23 protein-coding genes and 1 pseudogene are annotated in these 23,496 nt (G+C 71.1%); 9 read left to right on the forward strand and 15 right to left on the reverse strand.

Annotated elements, in window-relative coordinates; genetic code table 11:
- Positions 1-66: 66 nt before the first annotated feature.
- A complete protein-coding gene (locus ABZS69_RS21500) occupies positions 67-258 on the reverse strand; it encodes a hypothetical protein (RefSeq protein ID WP_355375009.1) in 192 nt (63 codons plus the stop codon).
- 102 nt (positions 259-360) lie between these two features.
- A complete protein-coding gene (locus ABZS69_RS21505; RefSeq protein WP_355375012.1) occupies positions 361-1,479 on the reverse strand; it encodes a PP2C family protein-serine/threonine phosphatase in 1,119 nt (372 codons plus the stop codon).
- 437 nt (positions 1,480-1,916) lie between these two features.
- On the opposite strand from ABZS69_RS21505, the gene ABZS69_RS21510 reads away from it, so the two are divergent.
- Positions 1,917-3,458, forward strand: a complete 1,542-nt coding sequence (locus tag ABZS69_RS21510) for a serine/threonine-protein kinase (protein WP_355375015.1) — start codon at positions 1,917-1,919, stop codon at positions 3,456-3,458.
- Positions 3,459-3,462: 4 nt separating this feature from the next.
- Here the strand turns inward: ABZS69_RS21510 and ABZS69_RS21515 are convergent, their stop codons facing one another.
- Positions 3,463-4,350, reverse strand: coding sequence for a hypothetical protein (locus ABZS69_RS21515; RefSeq protein WP_355375018.1), 888 nt, complete (start codon positions 4,348-4,350; stop codon positions 3,463-3,465).
- 193 nt (positions 4,351-4,543) lie between these two features.
- Entirely contained in the window at positions 4,544-5,857 is a 1,314-nt protein-coding gene (locus ABZS69_RS21520) for an alginate lyase family protein (protein WP_355375020.1), read from the reverse strand.
- 276 nt (positions 5,858-6,133) lie between these two features.
- Between ABZS69_RS21520 and ABZS69_RS21525 the strand changes: the two genes are divergently transcribed.
- Positions 6,134-7,036 carry an aminoglycoside phosphotransferase family protein gene (locus ABZS69_RS21525; protein ID WP_355375023.1) on the forward strand — a complete coding sequence of 301 codons (903 nt, stop codon included), beginning with the start codon at positions 6,134-6,136 and terminating at the stop codon, positions 7,034-7,036.
- 66 nt (positions 7,037-7,102) lie between these two features.
- Here the strand turns inward: ABZS69_RS21525 and ABZS69_RS21530 are convergent, their stop codons facing one another.
- From ABZS69_RS21530 to ABZS69_RS21545, 4 genes are all read right to left on the reverse strand, one after another.
- Positions 7,103-7,345, reverse strand: a complete 243-nt coding sequence (locus ABZS69_RS21530) for a hypothetical protein (RefSeq protein WP_355375026.1) — start codon at positions 7,343-7,345, stop codon at positions 7,103-7,105.
- A gap of 37 nt (positions 7,346-7,382) precedes the next feature.
- The gene (locus tag ABZS69_RS21535; RefSeq protein ID WP_355375029.1) at positions 7,383-8,693 is read right to left on the reverse strand and encodes a hypothetical protein; all 1,311 of its coding nucleotides are present in this window, start codon (positions 8,691-8,693) and stop codon (positions 7,383-7,385) included.
- A 415-nt stretch (positions 8,694-9,108) separates the two neighbouring features.
- Entirely contained in the window at positions 9,109-9,873 is a 765-nt protein-coding gene (locus ABZS69_RS21540) for an SDR family NAD(P)-dependent oxidoreductase (RefSeq protein WP_355375031.1), read from the reverse strand.
- Between the two features lie 13 nt (positions 9,874-9,886).
- Positions 9,887-10,969: an alanine racemase gene (locus ABZS69_RS21545; protein ID WP_355375034.1), complete on the reverse strand. Its 1,083-nt coding sequence runs from the start codon at positions 10,967-10,969 to the stop codon at positions 9,887-9,889.
- Positions 10,970-11,137: 168 nt separating this feature from the next.
- On the opposite strand from ABZS69_RS21545, the gene ABZS69_RS21550 reads away from it, so the two are divergent.
- The 3 genes and pseudogenes from ABZS69_RS21550 to ABZS69_RS21560 all read left to right on the forward strand — a co-directional run.
- Positions 11,138-11,563 (forward strand): hypothetical protein, encoded by a 426-nt coding sequence (locus tag ABZS69_RS21550; protein WP_355375036.1) that lies wholly within the window; start codon positions 11,138-11,140, stop codon positions 11,561-11,563.
- Entirely contained in the window at positions 11,560-12,486 is a 927-nt protein-coding gene (locus ABZS69_RS21555; protein ID WP_355375038.1) for a sugar ABC transporter permease, read from the forward strand. Before ABZS69_RS21550 ends, ABZS69_RS21555 begins: the two co-directional genes overlap by 4 nt.
- A 258-nt stretch (positions 12,487-12,744) precedes the next feature.
- Positions 12,745-13,281 (forward strand): annotated as a pseudogene (locus ABZS69_RS21560) (carbohydrate ABC transporter permease); the annotation flags it as partial.
- Here ABZS69_RS21560 and ABZS69_RS21565 read toward each other — a convergent pair.
- From ABZS69_RS21565 to ABZS69_RS21580, 4 genes are all read right to left on the reverse strand, one after another.
- On the reverse strand, positions 13,271-14,107 hold the full coding sequence (locus ABZS69_RS21565; RefSeq protein ID WP_355375041.1) for an SMP-30/gluconolactonase/LRE family protein: 837 nt from the start codon (positions 14,105-14,107) through the stop codon (positions 13,271-13,273). The pseudogene ABZS69_RS21560 and the gene ABZS69_RS21565 overlap by 11 nt on opposite strands.
- A gap of 72 nt (positions 14,108-14,179) precedes the next feature.
- Positions 14,180-14,938: an IclR family transcriptional regulator gene (locus tag ABZS69_RS21570; protein WP_355375042.1), complete on the reverse strand. Its 759-nt coding sequence runs from the start codon at positions 14,936-14,938 to the stop codon at positions 14,180-14,182.
- Between the two features lie 60 nt (positions 14,939-14,998).
- Entirely contained in the window at positions 14,999-15,808 is an 810-nt protein-coding gene (locus tag ABZS69_RS21575) for an NAD(P)-dependent oxidoreductase (protein ID WP_355375045.1), read from the reverse strand.
- A gap of 5 nt (positions 15,809-15,813) precedes the next feature.
- Positions 15,814-16,239, reverse strand: coding sequence for a MerR family transcriptional regulator (locus ABZS69_RS21580; RefSeq protein WP_355375047.1), 426 nt, complete (start codon positions 16,237-16,239; stop codon positions 15,814-15,816).
- 27 nt (positions 16,240-16,266) lie between these two features.
- Here ABZS69_RS21580 and ABZS69_RS21585 point away from each other — a divergent pair, with 27 nt between their 5' ends.
- Complete coding sequence (locus tag ABZS69_RS21585) at positions 16,267-17,022, forward strand: MBL fold metallo-hydrolase (RefSeq protein ID WP_355375050.1); 756 nt, start codon at positions 16,267-16,269, stop codon at positions 17,020-17,022.
- Between the two features lie 121 nt (positions 17,023-17,143).
- Here the strand turns inward: ABZS69_RS21585 and ABZS69_RS21590 are convergent, their stop codons facing one another.
- Complete coding sequence (locus tag ABZS69_RS21590; RefSeq protein WP_355375052.1) at positions 17,144-18,253, reverse strand: MFS transporter; 1,110 nt, start codon at positions 18,251-18,253, stop codon at positions 17,144-17,146.
- A 73-nt stretch (positions 18,254-18,326) separates the two neighbouring features.
- Between ABZS69_RS21590 and ABZS69_RS21595 the strand changes: the two genes are divergently transcribed.
- The gene (locus ABZS69_RS21595; RefSeq protein WP_355375055.1) at positions 18,327-20,918 is read left to right on the forward strand and encodes an AAA family ATPase; all 2,592 of its coding nucleotides are present in this window, start codon (positions 18,327-18,329) and stop codon (positions 20,916-20,918) included.
- Positions 20,919-20,948: 30 nt separating this feature from the next.
- Here the strand turns inward: ABZS69_RS21595 and ABZS69_RS21600 are convergent, their stop codons facing one another.
- Both ABZS69_RS21600 and ABZS69_RS21605 read right to left on the reverse strand, forming a co-directional pair.
- Positions 20,949-21,182, reverse strand: coding sequence for a hypothetical protein (locus tag ABZS69_RS21600; protein ID WP_355375058.1), 234 nt, complete (start codon positions 21,180-21,182; stop codon positions 20,949-20,951).
- A gap of 6 nt (positions 21,183-21,188) precedes the next feature.
- Positions 21,189-21,647 carry a hypothetical protein gene (locus tag ABZS69_RS21605; RefSeq protein WP_355375060.1) on the reverse strand — a complete coding sequence of 153 codons (459 nt, stop codon included), beginning with the start codon at positions 21,645-21,647 and terminating at the stop codon, positions 21,189-21,191.
- A gap of 166 nt (positions 21,648-21,813) precedes the next feature.
- Between ABZS69_RS21605 and ABZS69_RS21610 the strand changes: the two genes are divergently transcribed.
- Both ABZS69_RS21610 and ABZS69_RS21615 read left to right on the forward strand, forming a co-directional pair.
- Entirely contained in the window at positions 21,814-22,584 is a 771-nt protein-coding gene (locus ABZS69_RS21610) for an IclR family transcriptional regulator (protein WP_355375063.1), read from the forward strand.
- Positions 22,585-22,630: 46 nt separating this feature from the next.
- Positions 22,631-23,491, forward strand: a complete 861-nt coding sequence (locus ABZS69_RS21615) for a fumarylacetoacetate hydrolase family protein (protein WP_355375066.1) — start codon at positions 22,631-22,633, stop codon at positions 23,489-23,491.
- The last annotated feature ends 5 nt before the right edge of the window (positions 23,492-23,496 follow it).

The following is a 23,496-nucleotide window of genomic DNA, read 5'->3' on the forward strand; positions in this document are numbered from 1 at the left end:
CCTCCACAGGGCCGGTGGCCGGCTCAGCACCTGGTGCCATGCGGCCGCCTGCGGGAAGAGGCACAGTCAACCGCACCTCTGTACCGCCAGCATCGTCAGCCCGGTGGCGAACACCAAGCCGTTGATCAGCACGATCCGTTGGAACAACGCCGAGGCCATCGGTCGGGTCTTCTCGTACTCATCTGAGCCGGATGTGGTGTGCCGACTCGCTGCGGCAGTCATACGACCACCCTGCCCATTCTGGAAGATGCTGTCCATCGGCTCCATCCCCCCATACCTGCCAGGCGCCGGCCCCGGGTGCCGTCCCCGTCTACACGTCCGTCACCTCTGATTCCGGAAAGGGCCGATCATCGCGCCGGGTCACGCGTCGGTGATGCGGCGGATCGCGATGAGGGCGGCGTCGTCGCCGAGGCGGCCGCCCACGTGCTCGAGCAGGTCGTCACAGATGCCTTTGAGCAGGGCCGCCGGCTGCTCCCCGGTCCAGCGGGCGGCCTTCTGTTCCAGCGGGAAGAAGGTGCCGGCGGCGTCGCGGGCCTCGATGACGCCGTCGGTGTAGAGCAGGAGGAGATCGTCCTGCCCGAAGGAGAACTCGGTGGGCACGTACTGCGGCTCGCAGAGCTTGCCGAGGCCCAGGGGCGGCGCGGGCCGGCTGACTCCGAGGGGGATGACCCGGCCCTCGCGCAGGATCAGCGGCGGCGGGTGGCCGCAGCTGAGGATCGAGAGCACCGGCCGTTCGTCGGAGATGTCGACGACCGCAGCCGTCACGAAGCTCTCCGCGTACACCTCATCGGCCGCGTCGGACTGGCTCTGTGTGAGGTCGAAGCCCTCTTCCAGGTCGGCGACGAGTTCGGGCAGTTCTGGGCTCCGGCGAGCGGCCTCGCGGAACGCGCCGAGCAGGCCGGCGGCCTCGGAGATCGCGGGCAGGCCCTTGCCCCGGGCGTCGCCGATGATCAGCCGGGTGCGGTGCGGCGCGCGGACGGCGGCGTAGATGTCGCCGCCGATCTGCGCCTCGGCCTCGGCCGCCAAGTAGGCGGAGGCGAGGTGGAGCGGTCCGAGGCGTTCGGGAAGCGGGCGGAGCAGGGCCGACTGCACCACCGTGGCCACGGAGCGGACCTGCGTCAATTCCTGCTGCTGGCGCTCCCTGACCAGTGTGAACAGGACGACGAACAACGAGACCATGGTCAGGCCGGCCAGCCCAGCCTGAACGTTCAGGGTCTGGAACCCCTCGTCGTGTATGCCGACGAGGACTTCGGCCGCGATGGCCAGGGCGCTGATGGCGGCGGTGAGCCCGGGGCCGGCGAAGGACGCCGTGATCGCGGGGGCGGCCACCAGCAGCGGCCCCAGGTGGACGCTCGGAGGGGTCAGGATGTCGGCGATCACGATCACGAAGATCATGATCATCGGGACGGCGACGAGCTTCCGGCGGTCCGATGATGGGAGTTCCAGGAGCCGGTGCGGGAGTCCCTTTGGGAACTTCACGTTTTCTGTCTACCTGTGTTCTGCCTGTGGGGGAGACCTCCTGTCCGTGATTCTTTAACCAAAGGTCTCCGAGATTTACCGCGCCTAGGATTTCTCGATGCTTTCGGATGAACTTGCCGTCTTTCTGGCGCAGGATGGAGTCGATCATCTCGATGGTTCGTCGACGGGCGCTTGAGTCCCCCACCCCGCCCCGAGCCTGTGGGGCGAGCTCTCCAAGGAAGCGGTCGGCTACGTCGACCGTCAGACCACGACGTCAGCCGGCGACTCGGGCATGAGAGGTGTACGCCGAGGGCCGTGGATCGCCAGTACACCGTCGGCAACCCCGCGCTGACAGCGGGAGACCTCACTGGCCCACGACCTGTCACTACAATCGGGCATGATCCTGGAGAATCACGGCGTGCCGGTGGCAGCCCGCCCTAACGTGCGCGGAGGAGATCATGCCCGCAGGTCCGCTGGAGCCAGGAGACCCGCGTGTGCTCGGAGCGTTCCAGGTTGTCGCACGCCTGGGCGAGGGCGGGCAGGGGATCGTCTACGAAGGGCGGAGCCCGTCCGGGGATCGGGTTGCGATCAAGGTCCTGCGAGGCGGTGCCGATCCTGACACCCGCCGCCGGCTGGCCAGGGAATTGGAGTCGGCCCGCCGGGTGGCTCCGTTCTGCACGGCCCGCGTGTTGGCAGCCGAGCCTGACGGGTCGGTTCCGTACGTGGTGAGCGAGTTCGTCGCGGGCCCGTCGTTGCAGGAGCGGGTACGCGCGGGCGGCCCCCTGCGAGACGGCGACCTTGAGCGGCTGGCGGTCGGCACGGCCAGCGCCCTGGCGGCCATCCACGGGGCCGGGGTCGTTCATCGGGACTTCAAACCCGCCAACGTGCTGCTCGGTCCCGACGGGCCGCGCGTGGTCGACTTCGGCATCGCCCGGCCGCTCGACGCCAGTACGGCGTCCTCGACGATGTCGGGCACCCCGCCGTACATGGCGCCCGAGCAGCTCAAGGGAGAACACGGGTCTCCCGCGGCCGATGTTTTCGCCTGGGCCGCGACCATGGTCTACGCCGCGACCGGCCAGGCGCCGTTCGGCAGCGACACCGTTGCCGCCGTCTTCCACCGCATTCTCACCCAGGAGCCTGACCTTTCGAGCATTCCGCAGAGCCTGCGCGAGACCCTGGCCGCCTGCCTGTCGAAGGATCCTCGGACACGCCCCTCCGCTCGGTCGCTCCTGATCCGCCTGGTGGACCCTGGGGCCTCTACCGTCACGATTCCCGACGTCGGCCCGGTCCCCAGTTCGTACGTTCCGCCGGACTGGCCCGCTCTCGGCCCGACCAAAGTGCTCCCTGCCGAGCCTGCGCCTGGCCCGGCCTCTCCGCCCGCGGATAGGCCGACGACGCCGAACAGCCTCTCGGGGCAGGACACGTTCTCCGCGCCGCCGTACGGCGAACCGATCACGCGGCGGAGGATGCGGCCTGCCATGCCGTTGATCGCCGTCACCCTGGCGGTGTTCGCGACGGCCGGTGTGCTGTACGCGACGGGGACGATCGGCGGCTTGGCCGCAGGCGACGGGGCGACGACACCGGCGCCGGCTGATACGTCCGCAGGCCGGAAATCGGCATCTTCGTCCCCGGCCCGGGAGTCGGCCTTTGGATCGACCCCGGCACCATCCCAGGCCAGGGCGGGCGGAATCCCTGAAGCCTTCGCGGGGACCTGGACGGGACGGGTCGTCTCACAGGACGACCGCAAGCAGGGCGCCGATGTCACGATCACTCTGACGGGCGGGCAGAGCACCGGGACGTGGGCGAACGGCGGCTGCGAGCAGCAGGCCACCCTGACTCGCGTCAGGAGCGACACCGTGCTCGAGATGACCGTGGCGCAGCGGGATCAATGCGTGGGCGGAGACATGACGCTCACGCTGAATGGTCCCGAGAGGCTGGACGTCGTGCGGCAGGAGGGCTCAGGCGCGCTGGAATACCGCGGGAGCCTGCGCCGCTCCTGACCGTTCAGCCGGCACGCGCGATCTGGAAGGAGTACGCCCCGGTCTTCGCTTCGCCCGACCTGACGACCAGCGCATAGCGCCCGTCCCCGCTCGAGAGCGGAATGTCGAACTCGTAGCCGCACAGCGGGAACGGCTGCCGGGCCTTGGCAACGCTCTTGTCGGCGGCGTCGTACAGCTCCAACTCGATGGCCATGCATGCCCCCGCGCCCCCGAGGACCTTGACGGCGGTGGCGCCGTCGGAGTCGAACTCGAAGCGGTCGATCCGTCCGGGGACGTCCAGTCGCCCGGCCCCGGAGGGGCTGCCCTCACCGATCTTCAGGCCGATCGCCACAGGGAAGGTGCGAACCTTGACGGTCGCGATCCGGAAGCTGTACGCCCCTATGACGTTCGTGTTGCCCCAGACCTCCAGCCGGTGCCCGCCCGCCTTGCTCAGCTTGAAGATCGAGGTGCCCCAGCTCAGCGCGACGCTGGACGGGCCCAACGGCTCACCGTCGACGTCCGAGAACACCTGCAACTGGATGTCGTCCCCCTGCATGTCGGTGACGTAGAACTCCTTGGCATCGCCCAGGTCCAGGGTGAACTTGTCCTTCTGCCCCGCCCTGGTCAGCTCGGCCGAGACCGTACTGCCGTCGGTCAGGACGCCTCCCGGCTCGACCGCCCTCGGGGACTGGCCGGTCTCAGTCTGGGCGGTCGAGGTGTCAGCCTGAGTGGGTGAGCTCTTGGCCTGAGCGGGTGCGCTCTCCCTGGGTGCGGCGGTCGCGCTGCCGGTCACGGGCGCGGGAGCGGCGTCATCGCCCTTTGTGCCACCGCCTGCGAGACCGCATCCCGCCAGCGCCAGCAGTGCGAGAAAGAGGAGGACGCTGTACCGGCGCGCCACGGAGAAACTCGTCATGCCAGCCATTGTCCGTAGCACCCTTGCAAGCCGATTGCCCGCAACTATCCCAGCTCCTGAGCAGCATGGGGGAGGACATCTCCATAGTTCAGCAGCACCAACAGTGGTGGATCACCGGGGCCTTGACTACGGAGGCAAATCGCTGAGGTTGTCGCGTTCGGTGCCGTACAGGGCCCACTGCGTCGGCGACAACTCAGAAGTACGGCGTCCACCCGGGGCTGATGGCGGTGGCCGGGCCGAACTGATTGCCGCCTTCGCCGTTCCAGACGGTCAGCGTTCCGGTGGCGGTGGAGAAGAGGTCGCCCACGCCGTCGGCGTTGAAGTCCGGCGTGGCCGATGTCCCCATACCGGCGTACTGCGGGTTCTGCGCATGGGTGAGGGTCTCCCAGCCCAGGAAATGCGACACCCCGACGGGACGCTTCTGCTCGACCCACTGCGTGGCGTAAGGAATGTCGTCATATCCGAGACGCTGGTGCAGCGCGTTGTAGCCGACCTCGAAATGCGCCCCGAGGTCGCGGGTGACCTTCCCGCCACACAGCCACGACGGCACCGTCCCGCCCAGTTGCAGGCGCGCGTGGAAGTCCATCGCGTATCTCAGCCGGTGCTTGGCCTTGGCGTACAGGTCCACACCCTGGTGACTGGCCGTCTCCGCGACGTGGGAGATGGCCGCGAGACCCCAGCCGGTGTGCCAGAAGTCGCGGCAGGTCTCCTGGGTCAGCCCGTCGACGAACTTGGTCTGCCCGTGCCAGTAGTCGATGATCTCGGCCTTGGTGTCGTACTTGCTGCCCGGTGGCGCCTTGGGCAGTGAGCCGTCCGTGGTGAGGTAGATGTAGGCGGGCAGTCGGCCGCGCCAGGTCGTGATCGCCCGGTCGAAGGAGGCGCGGTCGTCCAGGTGCACGGCGATGCCGATGGCGGCATCGGTCATGATCAGTTCCCAGTTGCCGTTGTTGTTGGGTGCGCCGGCGATCACGGTCGGCAGGTACACGGTGCGGAGCTTGCCGGCGAACCGGCCGGCCTGGGCCCAACCGGAGTAGGTGTGCTTGATGAGCTCGGCGGCGCGGGAGAAGTTGGCGCCCGCCCATCCGGTCTGCAGCGGGGCGTTGCTGCCGGTGTGTTTGGTGATCACGGCGGACCAGGCGTCCATGATCTGGATCGCCTTCTTGGCGTAGCGGGAGTCCTTGGTGAGGTACCACTGCAGGGCGTGCGTGTAGGCCGCCATGGAGTCGTTGCGCTCGTCGGAGCAGCCGAGGTCGGGGTTCGACACCGGGCCGCAGTCCACGACGGCGCGAGGCTTGGCCGCGTAGGAGAGCGAGGCAGAGGAACTGCGTTGCAAGGCGGTCCAGGCGGACTTCCACGGCTCGTTGCCGAGGTTGGCCCTGACGAAGTCGAGCTGAGCGCGACTGACCAGGACGCCGGGGTGTTTGAACACGGCCGCCTGCGCGGGCTGCGGGACGGATAAAGCAGCGGCCACGAACACGGCGGCGGCCGCAGGACGAGCTGGACGCACGGGTTTCCTTCCGAAGAGAGGACGCCTATTTCGCCAGCCGTCGGGTTGGTTGTCAACAAATTCGGGCGCTGGACCTGGGCGGATATACCCGCGGCATACCGTACGCGCAGTCGAAGAAAGCGCGTCCGAGAACATACCGGCGATATACCGCCCCCTCAGTAGGCTCCTTTCCTTGATGACACTGGAGATCGGGTTTCTTGGGCTCCGGCAGATCACAGAGAGATGTTCCGGAGAGCGAGAGCTGCTCCGCCTGCCGCCTCAGTACTGTGGCTTCGCATGACCGACACCGAGATCGAGATCACCGCAGACCTGGTCCGCGATCTGCTGCAGGAGCAACATCCGGACCTTGCGGGGTTGGCCATTCGCGAGGTGGCGGGCGGCTGGGGCAACCAAATGTGGCGCCTCGGGGACGAGTTGGCCGTACGCATGCAGCGCATGGACCCCACCCCGGAGCTCCAGTTCAAGGAGCGGCGGTGGCTCCCTGTGCTGGCCCCGCGGCTGCCGCTCCCGGTGCCGACCCCGGTGCGGTTCGGCGAACCGTCCGAGCGCTTCCCCAAGCACTGGACCGTGATGACGTGGGTTCCCGGCGAGCCGCTGGACCACGGCTCGATCAGCCGCGGCGCCCACGCGGCCGACACGCTGGCGGGCTTCCTCAGGGCGCTCCATGTGGAGGCGCCCGCCGAGGCCCCGGCCAGTTCGGACTTCGGCGCTCACCCCAAGAGGTGCACGGGCGGCTTCGAACAGTTCTTGCAGGCCATTGACCCCGACGCCGTCGGCGATGTCAGCGCCGTCCGGGCCGTCTGGGCCGATGCCGTCGCGGCCCCCGAGTGGGAGGGCCCGCCGAGGTGGGTGCACGGTGACCTCCATCCCGCGAACGTCGTCGTCTCGGGCGGGACGCTCTCGGGCGTGATCGATTTCGGCGCCTTGTTCGCCGGCGATCCCGCGTGGGACCTCGGCGCCGCGTGGGTGCTGCTCCCCGCGGGCACGGCCGCACGGTTCTTCGACGCGTACGCGCACGCGGACGAGGCGACGATCAGGCGCGCCCGCGGGCTGGCCGCCATGAAGAGCCTCTTCCTGATGCTCATGGGGCAGAACGGAGATCGGGGCCTTCCCGGCGGGAAGCCGAACTGGGGACCTGCAGGCCGGGCGGCACTTGATCGTGTTCTGAAGGGCGTTTGACGCACGTTTCTTTGAACTTGTTCTCGATCTCGGTTGAGGGCCATGCGGCAGCCCACTCTCGTGGGTTCATCGATCACCACGCGCGGTGGGGATGCCAAGGGCCATGGCCGTATGCTGCCCGTGGCCCCGATCGAGCCGGCGGAGCTTCTCCTCGGCGCCGGCCAGGCTGACCCGGAGACCTTCGACCTCGCCGAGCCAGCCTCCGGCTTCGGCCCGGCTCCGGCGGGCCAGGGCAGCAACGGCTTGATGACCTGCCATCTTGGCTCGATTGTCGCCCCATGCAGCGGGTTCAGGGATCAGGTTGTACACGGGCACGCAGTTCGTGGGGCGATACCGATGAGGGTTGTCAGAGGCGATGAAGAGGTACGTCCCTCTGGGTCCAGTGCCAGTTGACGGGTGCCCATTGCTTCTTCAGGACGGTGCGTTGCCTGGCGTACCCGTGCAGCGCCTCCTCGACGGAGGCCGCCAGGCCGGTGAGATCATCAGGGGCAGGCACGCGCAGGACCAGGTGCTGCTTGTTGTGGACGAGCAGCAGCTCACCGGCGGGCGAGCAGGTGGTGAGGGTGAAGTGGGTCAGCGGTTTGAAGGCCTTGCCTTCGGTGTCCAGCTTGACACGCAGGATCCCTGACTTATCCCAGGCGTACAGGCCGTAGCGGTTGAGGTGGTAGGCGAAGCCCCTGTAAGGGTCGGCGGCGAGGTTGAAGCAGAAGCCGGTGAAAGGGGAGTCGCGCCACTTGTCCATACCATCGAGGCGCCCGGTCATCTTTCCCTGGTCATCGACAAGGGCGAAGACGAACGGCTGACCACGGCTGCCGCCGCGGAAAGTCTTGGCGTACACGGGGACGACGAACAGGTCATCGGCCAGCGGCACGGCCCGCCCGAGGTGTGAGCGGTGCCAGCCTGAGAGGCGATCCTCGTCGGCCACCTGTTCGGTCAGTGCCGGCCGGGGCCGATTGGCCAGGCCTACCGGGGCGCCCTGATACGCGATGTGCGCGCGCACATCGACCTCGCTCTGGTGGGCCGGTTCGGGATCGAGCGAGGCGAGCGCCTCGATCACCGGCTTGGAAGTGGCAGTCAGAGCACCGTCGGCCACACCGACGATGTTGGTGAGGAGGTTGCCGTACTTCCACACACCGTATTCGGCGACGGTGCACAGCAGACGGCCCGAGGGCGTGACGCCGATGGAACTGGCGAAGGCATCGCCCGGCGTGAACTCCTCGAAGGGGCGCAGGTCCTTTGAGTCGTAGGTGGTCACCACCCGGCTCAGGTCGGGTGTGATCAGGGTGGTGTTGTTCGGGGAGGCGCTGACCGCGAGGGTGCCGTCCGGCAGGACGCACAAGGTCATGTCGCCGCCCTCGGCCACCGCTGTGGCGGCTCTGTCGGAGGTCTCCCATAGGGCACTCGCCAGCGCGTCCCCGGCTGTGGAGTACCGGGTGATGATTCGGTAGCCGAAGTTGGCTATCGCCGGGTCCTGTTCGTCGTCGGCCACACCGGAGGTGTATCGGCTGACCCCGTACAGCGCGTATACCTCACCGTTCGGCGCGGTCGCGACGTCGTATGCACAGACGCCCCAGCCCCTGGAGTAGGGCGCGGTCAAGTCGATGCGGTGGAGGTTCACCAGCGTGGTCGGCAGAGCCAGTGGCAGCGTTTGGTTCATGTCCGTCATTTTGGGTCTTGGCACTGACATTGGGCTTGTCCGTAACAGCGGATGGCCCGGGGAGTACTGTCGTCGCCTGATCAGCGAGCCGTGCACCTGATCGCCGGGCTGGCGATCGGCGCCTACGTCTGCCTGATGCCGCCCGCCGATTCTCCGCCCAGGTGGCGATGCGCCGGGTCGTCGTGCCCGTCCTGCCGGCCTCGGGTGTGGTCATGTGGCGGCGGCCGCGCATCCGCCGGCTGGTCCGCGCAAAGGAACGTGGGTGACCTCGCTGCCCCGGGAGTCGTCCCTCGGCTACCGGGTCGACCATTCACACGTAGGGGTGAAGCCCCGCCCGTCTCAGGGGGAGGGGAGAGGGCCGGGCTCGGACGGGTGTGCGTCGGCTGTGTCCGGACGTCGCACCCGTGAGCCGCCGTTACATGATCGCGAGTTGTCCCCCGTCGATGACCAGTTCCGTGCCGTGGATGAAGGCGGCGTCGTCGGAGGCCAGGAAGGCGTACCCGGCCGCGACCTCCTCCGGCAGCCCCGCCCGGCCGAGGGGGATGTGGTCGCGCTCGTACGCCGTGACGAAGTCGCCCGCCAGCCCGGCCGAGATCGAGGCGTTGAGCGGGGTCTGGATGTAGCCGGGGCACAGCGCGTTGACGCGGATGCCGTGCTTGCCCAGCTCGACGGCCATCGTCTTGGTGAGCAGCAGCACGCCGCCCTTGGAGGCGTTGTAGTGGGCGTAGTCGGCCTCGCCGCCCAGCCCGTTGGTGGAGGACATGTTGAGGATGACCCCGCCCGTGCCCTGCTCCACCAGGTGGCGGGCCACGGCCTGGGCCACGAGGAACATGCCGCGCAGGTTGACCGCGATGATCCTGTCCCAGTGCTCGGGGGTGATGTCGAGGAACGGCTCGCGCCAGGCCGTGCCGGCGTTGTTGACCAGGACGTCGAGGCCGCCCAGGGTCGCGATCGCGCCCTCCGTCAGCCGGGCCACGTCGGCCTGCGCGCTGACGTCGCCGGCGAGCCCGTGCACCTCGCCCAGCGCGGACAGCTCCGCCACCGCGCCGTCGACCTCGGCCCGGTCGAGCCCGCCGAGCACCACCCTGGCGTCTTCCTTCAGGAACCTGCGGGCCGTGGCGGCGCCGATGCCGCTGCTCCCCCCACTGATCAGCACTCTTTTGCCGGAGAGTCCCCGCATGACGTCCCTTTCCTCAGCGGACCGCGCCGCGGGCCGCGACGCGGAGTTCGGTGGTGACCTGCCCGTTCTCGACACCGTAGGCGAGGTCGAAGAGGTTGACGGCCGAGCAGGCGTGGCCGGGGATGAGCTGCGCCCGCGTGCCGACCGGCAGCTCGCCGTGATGTCCGGGCTCCAGGTGGGCGACCGCGTGCTCCTCGTTGAGGAAGTCCATGTGCAGGTACGGCAGGCCCACGGCCCTGATCCAGTCGGGCGTGCCGCTTCCGTCGGAGGTGAGGCATTTGGTGCCCGCGTCGAAGACGACCCGCTCCGGCGTCGGCCTGGCGATGACGGTGGTCAGCACGCGGGCCGCCGCGGTCTGCTCGGTGGCCACGCCCAGGCGCATCATCGCGGTGTCGTTGAAGATGTAGGTGCCGGGCCGGATCTCGGTCACGCCGGCCACCCCGGCCGCATGCCGGGCGGTGGGGGTGCAGCCGACGCTGATCTCCCGCAGCTCGATGCCGTCCCGCGCGCACAGCTCGGCGGTCGCGACCAGGTCGGCGCCTTCGCGGCGGGCGGTCTCGGCGAGCTCGGCCGGCGTACGCGAGTGGTAGGCGTGACCGGCCAGCGTGAGCAGCCCCACGACCTCGACGCCCGGGACGGCGGCGATCTCGGCGACCAGGTCGGCGGTGGGACGGCCGGGCGGGCGGCCCAGCCGGTGCTGACCGGTGTCCACCTCCACCAGCACCTCCACCGGCGGCCCGCCCAGCCTGCCGAGCCCTGCGGCCACCTCGGGCGAGTCGAGGCTGACGCGGATCCTGGCCCGTTCGCGCAGGGCGGCCAGGCGGCGCAGCTTGGGCTCGCCCCAGATGGGAAAGGCCAGCAGGATGTCGTCGATGCCGGCGTCGGCCATCACCTCGGCCTCGCCCAGCTTGGCGCAGGTGATGCCGCCGGCCCCGGCGTCGAGCTGCATCCGCGCCAGCTCGGGCATCTTGTGCGTCTTGATATGGGGCTGCAGCCTGACGCCGTGCTTGGCGGCGGCCTCGGCCATCTCGGTGATGTTGGCCCTGACTGCGTCTAGGTCGATGACGAGCGCCGGAGTGTCGAGTTCGGGGTACATCGATGGACCGCCCCTTCGGAAGATTTCCCCGAAACTAGCACCGATTCCGAATCGCGCACCAGCGTTCCGGAATGTGGAATCTGGGCTGGCCCTTGACAGTGGCCTCGCTTCCTGGTGTTCTGGCACGGATTCGGAATGACATTCCGTATCGCAGAATTAGGGGCAGCTATGAGACTCGGCGACCCGTGGGGGCCGCGGCCCCGCCTCGGTGGGCCGGCGGCGAACCTGGAACGTGACGACGCCGCCCACGCCGCCTGGTTCGCCGCCTTCTGTCCCGTCGACGGACTGCGGACCGCCGAGCCGGCCCGCAGTCTGGAGTGGATGAGCGACACCGGCTCGCTGCCGATCCGCGAGTCGATCACCAAGCTGCCCGGCTATAAGGACTATGTCGCGAAATATCCGGGCATTGAGGTGATCTCGGCGAACCTGGCCAACGCCAAACGGGTCCGCCCGCCGACCACCCGCTACCCCAGGGTCTCCGCCTTCGTGGCCGAGGCCATCGCCCAGGCGCTGCTCGGCAGGAGCGACGCGAAGACCGCCCTGGACCAGGCGGCCGGCAAGGCCGACGGCGCGCTGGCCGTACCGGGATCATGAGCAGCACCGCGCTCAGCGCCGCCCGCGCCGGGCACCGGCAGCCCCGCGACCGCCGCAGGCTCGGCGACAACGTCGCCGGCTGGTCGTTCGCGGGGCCCGCGTCGCTGGTCATCCTCGGGTTCTCGCTCGTGCCCATGGCCTGGGCGCTGGCGTTGTCGTTCACCGACTCCGACCTGATGACACCGGGCACGAACGTCGGGCTGGCCAACTACCGGGCGCTGCTCGACGACGACGTGTTCCTCCAGGCGGTGACCAACACCGGGCTCCTGCTGGTGCTCTACATCCCGGCCTCCCTGATCACCGGGCTGCTCGTGGCCGTGCTGCTGAACAGGAAGGTCCGCGGGATCGGGTTCTACCGGACCTGCTTCCTGGTGCCGTACATCGTCTCGGCCACCGCCACCGGGCTGCTCATGGGCTACATCTTCGACCGCGACTTCGGGCTGATGAACGGGCTGTTCGTCCAGCTCGGGCTGCCGGTGCAGGGGCTGCTGAGCGACCCGTCGCAGGCCATGCTGGTGCTCACCGCGATCTTCTTCTGGACGCGGTTCGGATTCGCCGTGGTCATCTACCTGGCGGCCATCCAGGAGATCAGCAAGGAGGTGCTGGAGGCCGCCGCGATCGACGGAGCGAGCTCGTGGGCGACCTTCCGGCACGTCATCGTGCCGTCCGTACGGCCGATGACGATCTTCCTGACGGTCTGGGGCGTGATCGACGCGCTGCAGTTCTTCGACCTGGTCATGACCACCACCAAGGGCGGCCCGGCCAACGCGACCGTGACCATCGTCTACTACGTCTGGCAGCTCGCCTTCACCTTCAACACCGCCGGGTACGGCGCGGCCGTGGCGTACGTGCTGTTCGCCGGCACCCTGGCGCTGATCGTCACGGGCCTGCTGATCGCGCGGCGGAGGGGAGCCACCGGATGAGACCGCCCAGCAAGTGGCACCTGGTGCTGGTGCCGATGTCGGCGGTGGTCGTGCTGCCGTTCGCCTGGCTGCTGCTCAGCTCGGTCATGACCCAGGCCGAGCTCAACCGGTTCCCGCCGGCCGTCTGGCCCGAGGCCGTGGACCTGGGCGGCTACCGCACGGTCGTCGAGCGCTCGAACTTCCCGCGCTGGTTCCTCAACAGCGTGATCGTCTCGGGCGTCATCGTGGCGGCCCAGCTCGTGCTCTGGGTACGCCTTCGCCAGGATCAGGTTCGCCGGCTCCAAGACGGTGCTGGTCCTGGTCATCGCCACCGCGCTGATCCCGTTCCAGCTCACGGTCATCCCGACGTACCTGATCTTCAGCGAGGCCGGGCTGACCGACACCCTCGGCGCGCTGATCGTGCCGTCGCTGGCCTCGGCCGTGGGCATCTACCTGATGACCTCCTTCTTCCAGTCGTTCCCCAAGGAGCTGGAGGAGGCCGCGCGGATCGACGGCTGCTCGCGCTTCGGCGTGTTCTTCCGGGTCGTGCTGCCGGTGGCCAGGCCGGCGATGGCGGCGCTGGCCGTCATCACGTTCATCACGGCCTGGAACGATCTGTTCTGGCCGCTGGTGGCGATCAACTCCGAGGCCAACTTCACGGTGCAGGCGGGGCTGACGACCTTCCAGGGCCAGCACCGGGCCGACTGGCCGGCGATCATGGCGGGCACGGTGCTGACCACCCTGCCGGTGCTGGCCGTGTTCCTGTTCGGCCAGCGCCGGTTCGTCCAGGCGCTGACCGGGGCGGTCAAGGGCTGAGGTCGCGGTACGGATTGGCGGGGAGCCCGGTGCCGGAGGTGCGGCACCGCCACAGCTCCCCGCCCGTCCTGCCGTCCCACGCGGTGGCCACGTAGAGCACGTCGAGGCCGGGGCCGCCGAAGGCGCAACTCGTCACGTTGGTGGCCGGCACCTCCACGGTCAGGTCGTGGCCGCCGTCGGGCCGCAGCCGCACGACCGCGCCGCCGCCCCACAACGCGACCCACACGTGCCCCGCGGAGTCCACGGTGAGCCCGTCGGGCTGCGGGAGCTCGGCGAACGTCCGGCGACCGGCCATCCCTCCGGTCGCCGGGTCGTAGTCGAACACGTCCACCCGGTTCGCCGGCGTGTCCACGTAATAGAGCAGCCGCTCGTCGGGGCTCCAGCCGATGCCGTTGGAGATCGTCACCCCGTCGACGATGTGTTCGCAGCCGCGATCGGGGTCCAGCCGGTACAGGTTGCCCGCCCCCGGGGTGTCGTCCTCGGCCTTCGTCCCGGCGAAGAACCGCCCGGCGCGGTCGCAGGCGCCGTCGTTCATCCGGTTGCCCGGCCGCTCGGCGGCGGTCACCGCCGCCACCACCTCGAGCTTCCCCCCGTCCAGTACGGCAAAGCCGTCGCGGACCGCCAGCGCCAGCCCGCCGGGGGCCCGTGGCACCGCCACGCCCACCGGCTGCCCAGCGTCGATCGTCTCCTGCTCGTCGCCGGCCGGATCGAGCCGGTGCACCAGCCCCGCCGGGATGTCCACCCACAGCAGCGTCCCCGTGTCCGCGTCCCACCGCGGCCCCTCGCCCAGCCGGGCCCGCGGGACCGGCACCGCCTCCAGCCTCATCCTCACTCCTATCCGTACAGCGGAATGCTGTTCCGCGCCGCTCCGACGATGGAGCGCCGCGTCACGCGCCCTTCAGACCTGCTCGGCGACCGCCTGCCGCAGCTTGTGGCCGATCTCCTCCATCCTGGCCGGCGACATGCGGTCCTTGAGCGCCGTCACGCTCACCGCCGCGACCGGCGCGGTCCTGCCCAGGAAGACGGGGACCGCCACGCAGCGCACGCCCGGCTCGTTCTCCTCCAGGTCGAGCGCGTAGCCGCGGCGGCGGACCTGGTCGAGGTGGGTGGCCAGCTTGGCGGGGTTGGTCACGGTGTTGCGGGTCCTGGTCGCCAGCGGGCCGTACTGGGCGGCCCACGCCTTGAGGGCCTCGTCGGTCGGGTACGTCCAGGCCAGCAGCGCCTTGCCGACACCCGTGCAGTGGGCGGCGTTGCGGCCGCCCACCACGGACGTCATCGTGATCGTGCGCACCGCCTCCACCTTGTCCAGGTAGACGACCTCGCCGCCGTCCAGCATGGCCATGTGCACCGTCTCGGCGAACTCCTCGCTCAACCGCAGGAGCAGCGGCCGCACCAGGCTGCGCAGGTCCATCGTCTCGTAGAACCTGAAGGCCGTGGCCAGCATCTCGGTGCCGAGGAAGTAAGGCCCGCTCGGCTCCGGCTGCGCGGCGAACCCCCGGTGCTTCAGGGCGCCCAGCAGCCGGTGCAGCGAGCTCTTGGGCAGGCCGAGCCTGGTGGCGAGCTCGTCGAGCGTAACGCCTCTGCTGTGTTTGCCGATCTCCTGCAAGATCAGCAGCGCACGATCGACGCTGCCCACCGGGGACTGCCCGTCGGCCACGGCCCTCGCCTCCCTGTTCCGCTTTATGGAAGGCTAGCGCGTATCGCGGAACCGCTCCAGTTAACGGGTGTCTCCGGGCCGGGTGGCCCATCCGCCGTACTCGTAGTCCGTGTACCGGCCCCCTTGGCAGGGCTCGGTGTAGGCCCCCAATTCGGCCGCGAAGTCCTCCGCGTCGTCCATCGGGCGGTATCCGAGGGCGCTCGCCGCCGCGCTCTGCGTCCACCACGACCGCGTGTTGCGCGAGACGCCGTAGACGATCACGTGCCCCGTGCCGGGCGGCGCGGTCAGGCAGGCGCCGTAGAGGCGCGCCGCGTCGTCGTGGCTCAGCCAGGTGTGCAGGTGGCGCGGCTCGGCCGGGCGCTCCTCGAAGGACCCGACGCGTACGGAGACCACGTCGAGGCCGAAGCGGTCGGCGTACAGGCTGCCCAGCGCCTCCCCGAACGCCTTGGCCGCGCCGTACAGGCCGTCGGGCCGCATCGGCTCCTCCCCGCTGAGAGTGGCTCCCGCCGGGTGGAAGCCGGTGATCCGGTTGGAGCTGGTGTTGACGACGAGCCGGACGCCTTCCCTGCGGCACGCCTCGAAGACGTTGTAGGCGCCCTCCAGGTTGGGGCCCTTGATCGCGTCGAAGCCGGCCTCGTCGGCGACACCCCCGAGGTGGACCACCGCGTCGGCGCCCCGCACGGCCGCCCGCACCTGGTCGAGGTCCACGAGGTCGGCCGGTACGAACTCCTCGTGCGCGGCGAGCGGGCCGACGTCGCGGAGGTCGGACAGGCGCACTTGCGCGATCTTCTGGAGGAGCGTGCGGCGCAGCACCTGGCCGATGTTCCCGGCGGCTCCGGTCACGAGGACGCGTCCGGGGAGTCTGGTCATGATGATCACTTGTCCAAGGATTCTGAGGTTTCGTGGAGCGGCGGGATGCGTGCGGCGACCTGCCGGCGGGCGTGCTCGCACTCGGCGAAGCTCTGCGGGCAGGCGAGGGCGTGCTCGATGAGGTCCTTGGCCGCCCGGGCCCGCGAGATCCGCCGTTCCAGCTCCTGGACGTGGTGGTCCAGCAGGTCCCGGTGGTCCATCGGGCTGGAGGTGGACAGCAGCACGCGCAGTTCGCCCAGCGTGAAGCCGGCCTCCTTGCCCATCAGGATCAGCGCCACCCGTTCGAGATCGGCCTGCCCGTAAGCACGCCGGCCGCCCGCGTGCCGCGCGGGTGCCAGCAGGCCCATGCTCTCCCAATGGCGCAGAACATGCGTTTCCAGCCCGAACCGCTCCGCCAGCTCTCCGATGGCCATCTCCTCGCTTGACTTCATGTGTACATTAACCGGCACGGTTGCGGCATGATCAAGCCGACCGTTGCGATGACGCGGGTGGTCAACTCCTGCGTCCTGCTCGAACTGGACGGCCACGCCGTCCTCACCGACCCGTGGTTCACCGAGCGCTGGTGGTTGCGCCGTGGGGAGCCGCTGGGCCTGCGCGTTCCCGACCTGCCCCCGCTCACCGCCATCGTCGTCACCAACGTGGCCACCAACCACTGGGACCTGCGCGCGCTGCGCCGCTTCCCGGCCAAGGACGACACGCCGCTGTACGTGCCCGCGCGCGGCATGGCCCGCCGGGCCCGCGCCCTGGGGTTCCGGCGGGCGGAACGCCTGACGTGGGGGCGGACACTCGACCTCGCGCCCGGCCTGTCCATGACGGTCGTGCCGTCCGGGCGAACCGCCGTCTGGCCCAACAACGCCTACGTCTTCACCACGGCGGGCGGCCGGGTCGTCTTCTTCGGAGGGGAGATGGGCGAGGTGGCGCCGCTGGAGCGCTACCGGGCCGGGCGGCCGCCGGTCGACCTGGCCCTGCTGCCCGTGAACGGGCTGCGCTCGCCCCTCGGGCCCCGCCTGGTCATGGGGCCCGGTGAGGCCGTCGCGGGGGCGTCCGCGCTGGGCGCCAAGGTCCTGGTCCCCATCCACGACGCCCACGGGGACGACCCGCTGTCGCGGCTGTTCCGCCCCACCGGCACCGCCTCGGACGCCGTCGCCCTGGCGGGCCCGGAACTGCGGGTGACGAACCTGCCGACCGGCGAACGCTGGGAGCTCGACGCCTGATCACGAGCGGGGCGGCGAGTGCCTGGTCGCGAGTGGACCGGCGGACGCCTGGTCGCGGGCCGGGTGGCGAGTGCCTGATCCGTCCGGTGCGCGGGCCGGGCGCTCGCCAGCGGGACGGCGATCACCGGATCGACGGTTCGCGCCGTACGGTCCCGGCCCGGGTCAGCGGCAACGTGGCGGCCATGAGGGCGGCGACCAGCGCGAACCCCATCGGGTAGCCCGTGTGCCCGAGCACCAGCCCGAACCCCATCGCCCCCACCCCCATCCCCGCGTCGTAGGCCAGGTTCCACAGGGCGCTGACACCCGACGCCTCGCCCCGCTCGAACATCACCGCCAGCGTCGCGTTCTGCAGCACCCCGAACCCCGACCCGAACAGCGCCATCCCCGCCACGACCGCCACGGCGTCCCCGGTCGCGATCTGCAGGGCGACGCCGGCGACGGCGGCGAGCACACCGGGCGCGAGGAGGCGGCCCGAGCCGTGCCGGTCGCCGTACCTGCCCGCCAGCCAGCGCGCCGCCGGCGTGGCCAGCGACTGGGCGAGCAGCGCGGCGGAGGCCAGCTCGGGCGATCCCGCGAGCGGCAGGAACGTCACCATGACGCCGGTCGCGACCGTCACCCCCGTGAACACCAGCGCCGGCCCCGCCAGGCCCCGCCCACCCAGGCGGCGCGCTCCGACCCGTGCGGGCCTGGTGGACGGAAGCCCGGCCACGGCGGCCAGTCCGGCCAGGGACGCGACCCCCGCCGCGACGAAGACGGCCGTGAACCCGGCCGCGCCGCCGGCCCACAAGCCGACCGGCAGGCCTAGGATCGACGGGACGCCGACGGCCACCCCGTACAGGCCCAGGCCCTCGCCGCGGCGCTCGGCGGGCACCAGCTCGGCGGTGAGCGCCGTGCCCGTCACGACGAGGATGCCCAGTCCGGCCCCGCGCAGCAGGGCGACCGGGAGGACCAGGGGCAGCGCGGGGGACAGGGGCAGCAGCAGGGCGGGCAGGCCGAGCAGCACGAGCCCGAGCCCCATCGCGGCGCGGTAGCCGATCCTGGACAGCAGCCACGGGACCGCGAGCTCGGCCAGGACCGTGGCGAGCATCATGGCGCCCGTGGCCGCGCCGGCGCCGATCTCGCCCGCGCCGCCCGTCGCCACGTACAGGGGGACGGTGGCGTAGAGGAGGTAGAAGCCGAGGAGCCCGGCCACGGAGGCGGCCATCATCAGGTTCATCGAGCGCGACATCATGGTCACGACGCTGCCGGAACGACGTATCCGGCACATCGGGCATCATGCTTAGCCGCCTCTTCATAATGGGTAGGTGTTCGTCGGACGTGAGGCCGAGCTGGCCCGGCTGGCCGCCGCCTGGGACCGCACGCCCGCCGCCGTGCTGGTCGTCGGCGAGGCGGGGATCGGCAAGTCGCGGCTGGTGCGCGAGTTCACCGGCGGGCTCGACGCGCTGGTGGCGGAGGGCGGGGCCGATCCGGGCGGGACGGCGTACGCGCCCTTCGTGCCGGTGCTGCGCCGCCTGGTCAGGGAGCACGGGGCGGACCTGGTGCCGGGCGGCGGCCGCCGGGGCCTCGCGCACCTGCTGCCCGAGCTGGGCCCCGAAGCGGACGCCGAAACGGGCCCCGAGCTGGGGCGGGCGCGGCTCTTCGAGGAGGTGCTGCTCCTGGTCGAACGCGCCGCCGCCCGCCGCCCCCTCGCGCTCGTCCTGGAGGACGTGCACTGGGCCGACCAGGCCACCCGCGACCTGCTGATGTTCCTGCTGCGCAACGCGATGCGCCCTGGCGTGCTGTTCGTCGTCACGTCGAGGGAGCCGCTGCGGCTGCCGGGCGCCGAGGTGCTCAGGCTGCCGCCGCTGGGACGGGCGGAGGTGGCCCGCATGCTCGGCCACGCGGACGGCTCCCCCGGCCACGCCGACGGTCGCCGTGAAGCGCGGGCCGGCCTGCCGCTCCACGAGGCCGGGCGGGGCGGCGAGCTGGACCTGATCATGGCGCGCAGCGAGGGCAACCCGCTGTTCGTCGAGGCGCTGGCCGACGCGGGAGCCGGCGCCGCCACCCCGGCCACGCTGCGCGAGCTGCTGCTCGCCGGGGCGGAACGGCTCGGCCGCGGCAGCCTGGAGGTGCTGCGGATCGCCGCCGTGGCGGGCCGCAGGACGCCGCACGACGTCCTGCGGGCGGTGGCCGGGCTGGACGACGACCTGGCGCTGGACGAGGCGCTGCGACCGGTCGTACGCGCGCGGCTGCTGCTCGTGGACGGCGACGCGTACGTCTTCAGGCACGCGCTGATCCGCGATGCCGTCTACGACGACCTGCTGCCGGGCGAACGGCGGCGCCTGCACGCCCGCTGCGCGCGGGCCCAGCCCGAGCGGGCCGCCGACCACTGGTACGCGGCGGGGGAGCGCCGCCTGGCCTTCGAGGCCGCCTGGCAGGCCCGCCGCTGGGACCGCGTGCTCGAACTCTGGGACGACGACGCAGGGGCGGCCGCCAGGGACCACGCCTGGGTGCTGGAGATGGCCGCGCGTGACGCCCTGCGCGCGGGCGAGGCCGAGCGGGCCGAGGAGCTGGCCGGCCGGGCCCTGGACGAGGTGGCCGACCCGCTGCGGGCCGCGCACCTCCTGGAGCTCCGCGCGGCCATCCGCGACCTGCTCGGCGAGGAGGGCCTGGACGACCTGCGCGAGGCCGTACGCCTGGCGCCGAGACAGGCCAGGCTGATCGGCGCGCTGGCCACCACCCTGGCCTGGAACGGCCAGGACGCCGAGGCGCGCGCCCTCGCCGAGGAGGCGCGGGCGCTGGGCGACACCGGATCCCTGGTCACCCTGGCCGCCCTCACCGCCCTGGACGGCGACCTGGAGGCGGCCTCGGGCCTGTACGCCGAGGCCAGGAGGCGCGCGCCGGACGACGACACGCTGCTCGTCTCCTACGCCAGCCAGGCCGACGTCCTGGAGGCGGCGGGCGAGCACGCCAGGGCCGAGTCGGTCGCCCGCGAGGGCGTCGCCAGGGCGAGACGCCTGGGCCTGACCCGCTCCCGCGGCGCCCACCTGGCCGCCAACCTCGCCGAACCCCTGGCCTCCCTCGGCAGGTGGGAGGAGGCCCGCGAGGTCGTGCGATCGGCGCTGGCGCTCGACCCGCCGCCGATCCACCGCGCCTGGGTCCTCATGGTCCTCGGCACGGTGGCCGTGTGGGAGGGCTCTTTCGAGGAGGCGGACGACGTCGTCCGCCTGGCCAGGCCGCTGATGCGCGGCCGGTCCCGCGGTTACGACTCCTGCCTGGAGCCCGACCTGCTGGAATGCCGGCTCGCCGTGGCCGGCGAGGACCCCGGCCGCGCCGGGCGGGTGGTCGACCACGTGCTGAACGAGCACGACCTCACGCTGAGCCGCCGCTACGCCTGGCCGCTGCTGGCCCTGGCGGCCCGCGTCGGACGCGTCCGCGAGGCCCCGGACGGCATCGCCACGACGGGACGGGTGCAGCAGGCGTACCGGGCCACGTTCGAAGCCGAGTGCGGAGGGCCCTGGGAGGCGGCGGTGGCCCGCTGGCGGGCGGTCGGCCAGCCGTACGCGCTGGCGCAGGCCCTGGTCAGAGCGGCCGAGCAGGACCCCGCGAACGCCCGCGAGCCGCTGCGCGAGGCGGCGGCGACGGCCGCGGGCCTGGGCGCGCGGGCGCTGCGGCGGCAGGTGGCGCGGACCGCCGCGACGCTGCGGATCAGCCTCACCGCGGAACCCGTCCTCTCGCCCCGCGAGCTGGAGGTGCTCAGGTTGGTCGCCGAGGGGCTGAGCAACCGGCAGATCGCCGGGCGGCTGTTCATCTCGGCCAGGACCGCGGGCGTGCACGTCTCGAACATCCTCGCCAAACTGGGCGCCGCCTCCCGCGTGGAGGCCGCCACGACGGCCCGTCGCGACAGTCTGATCTGACGCGGGTCCGGGGAGACGGCCGCCCCGCGTTCAGGCTCCGGCGCGGGCGCGCAGGACGAGCAGCCCGCCGATCCCCGGGACGAACGCCCGCCCCCGGGCGGCGGGCCGGACCGTCCAGGTGGCCGCGATCACGGCGAGATAGGCGGTGCCGTGCAGCGGACCGCAGAAGGTCGTGATCGCCTTGGCGTGGACGGTGAGGAGGTTGCCGAACAGGACGACGAGGGAGGCGGCCTCGACGGCGGCCGCGATTCGCAGCAGGCGCATGCCGGGTCAGTCTCCCGATCCGGGCCGTACGATCATCAGGACCACGACGACCGCCCAGGCCAGGTTGTAGAAGCCGGCCAGCATGGACAGCGTGCGCAGCCGCCGCTCGTCGCCCGGTTCGTCGAGCGCCACGCGCTGGCGCGGGTGGATCTGCGTGGCCAGCAGGGCGCCCGCGACGGCGGTGAGGACCATGGAGATGATGATCCAGATCTCGCCCATCCGGCCCTGCACGCTCGCCAGGACGATCCCGACGAAGGGAACGACGAGCCCGAAGGCCGCATAACCGCCGGTGATGCGGTGCAGCGCGAGCGCCACGCCCCGGCTGCGCTCGCCCGGATCCGGCGGATCGCCGGACCCGGCGGCGACCGGCGCGTAGCGGGGGAACAGGCTCGTCGCCACGGCCGAGCCGCCCACGAACACGATGCCGGCCAGGACGTGCACCGACAGCAGGACATGCTCCAGCATTCCTCAGACCTCCAACCTTCAGTGTGGCTGAAGCCTAGCGCAGGCTTCAGCCGCCCTGAAGGTTGGGTGATCCGCTTCGGTGAATCAGTCGTCGCGGTAGGGAAGTGCGGGCCCGCAGAGGGGGGTCAACTTTCACTTTTCGGAACGATAGTCTAACGTTCGGAACATGTCCGAGATGGTCGCCGAGTCGAAGCTCGTCGGATCCGACCGCGTGCTGGCGGTTCTGGCCGAGCTGGCCCGCCACCCCGACGGGATCGGCCTGGAGGAGATGGCCCGCGCGGTGGCCAGCCCCAAGCCGACGGTGCACCGTGCCCTGGCGTCGCTCCGTCGCGCCGGTTTCGCGGCCCAGCACGGCCACGGGCGGTACGTGCTCGGCGACGAGTTCCTGCGGATGGCCTTCGCCCACCACGAGGCCCGGCCCGACCACGTGCGGGTCACGCCGATCCTCCAGGCCCTGTGCGAGCGCTACGGCGAGACCGTGCACTACGCGGTGCTGGACGGAGCCTCGGTCGTCTACCGGTCCAAACTCGACCCGCCCGACGGCGCCGTCCGGCTGACCTCCGTCGTCGGCGGCCGGAACCCGGCACACTGTACCGCCGTCGGGAAGGTGCTGCTCGCCGACGCCCTGCGTACCGAGGACGCGGTCCGCCGGTGGGTGGGGGAGCGGCGGCTGGAGCTGCCGACCGAGCGCTCGATCGGCACGGTGGAGCAGCTGCACGGCGAGCTCACCCGCATCCGCGAGCTGGGCTACGCCGTCGACGACCAGGAGAACGAGCCGGGCGTCAACTGCGTGGCGGTCCCGGCCTACCTGACCTCGCCCACCGTGCCCAGCGGCGCCGTCAGCGTCAGCGGCCTGGCCTACCGGACGCCGCTGAAGACGCTCGTCGACGACCTGCCCGCCATCCGCGGCATCGTCGCCGGGCGGGAGACCCCATGAACCGCACCGCCGCCCGTACCCTCCCGATCCGAACACGGAGAACGCGTTGTACCTGATGCGCATCGGCGCGCCCGGCGCCGAGAAGCCCGTCGTCCGCGTGGACGACAGCCACTACGTCGACGTCGCCGACCTCACCCCCGACTTCGACGAGAAGTTCTTCGGCTCCGGCGGCAGCGCCCTGCTCGCCGGGCCCGTCGCCGACCGCGTCGCCCGCGGCCAGGTGCACCCGTTCGCGGGCGAACGCGTCGGCGCGCCGATCGCCCGCCCGCACCAGATCCTGTGCATCGGCCTCAACTACAGCGACCACGCCGCCGAGACCGGCCAGGCCGTCCCGGCCGAGCCGATCCTGTTCACCAAGTCGCCCAACACCCTCATCGGCCCCAACGACGAGGTGCGCATCCCGCGCGGCTCCACCAAGCCCGACTGGGAGGTCGAGCTCGGCATCGTCATCGGCAGGCGCACCTCCTACCTCGACTCGGTCGAGGAGGCCAAGGAGGCCATCGCCGGCTACTGCGTGGTCAACGACGTCAGCGAGCGCGCCTTCCAGATGGAGCGCGGCGGCCAGTGGTCCAAGGGCAAGTCCGCCGAGACCTTCAACCCGGCCGGCCCCTGGCTGGTCACCGGCGACGAGATCCCCGACGTCACGAACCTGGGCATGTGGCTCGACGTCAACGGCGTTCGCCGCCAGACCGGCTCCACCAAGACAATGATCTTCAACCCGTACTTCATCGTGCACCACCTGAGCCAGTTCATGGTGCTGGAGCCGGGCGACCTGATCAACACCGGCACCCCGCCCGGCGTCGGCATGGGTCACAACCCGCCCATCTGGCTGCAGCCCGGCGACGTCATCGAGCTGGGCATCGACCGCCTGGGCGCGCAGCGCCAGCACGTCCTGGGCCCGCGATAAGAGGA

Source organism: Nonomuraea sp. NPDC005650 (assembly GCF_040605375.1).
GTDB lineage: Bacteria > Actinomycetota > Actinomycetes > Streptosporangiales > Streptosporangiaceae > Nonomuraea.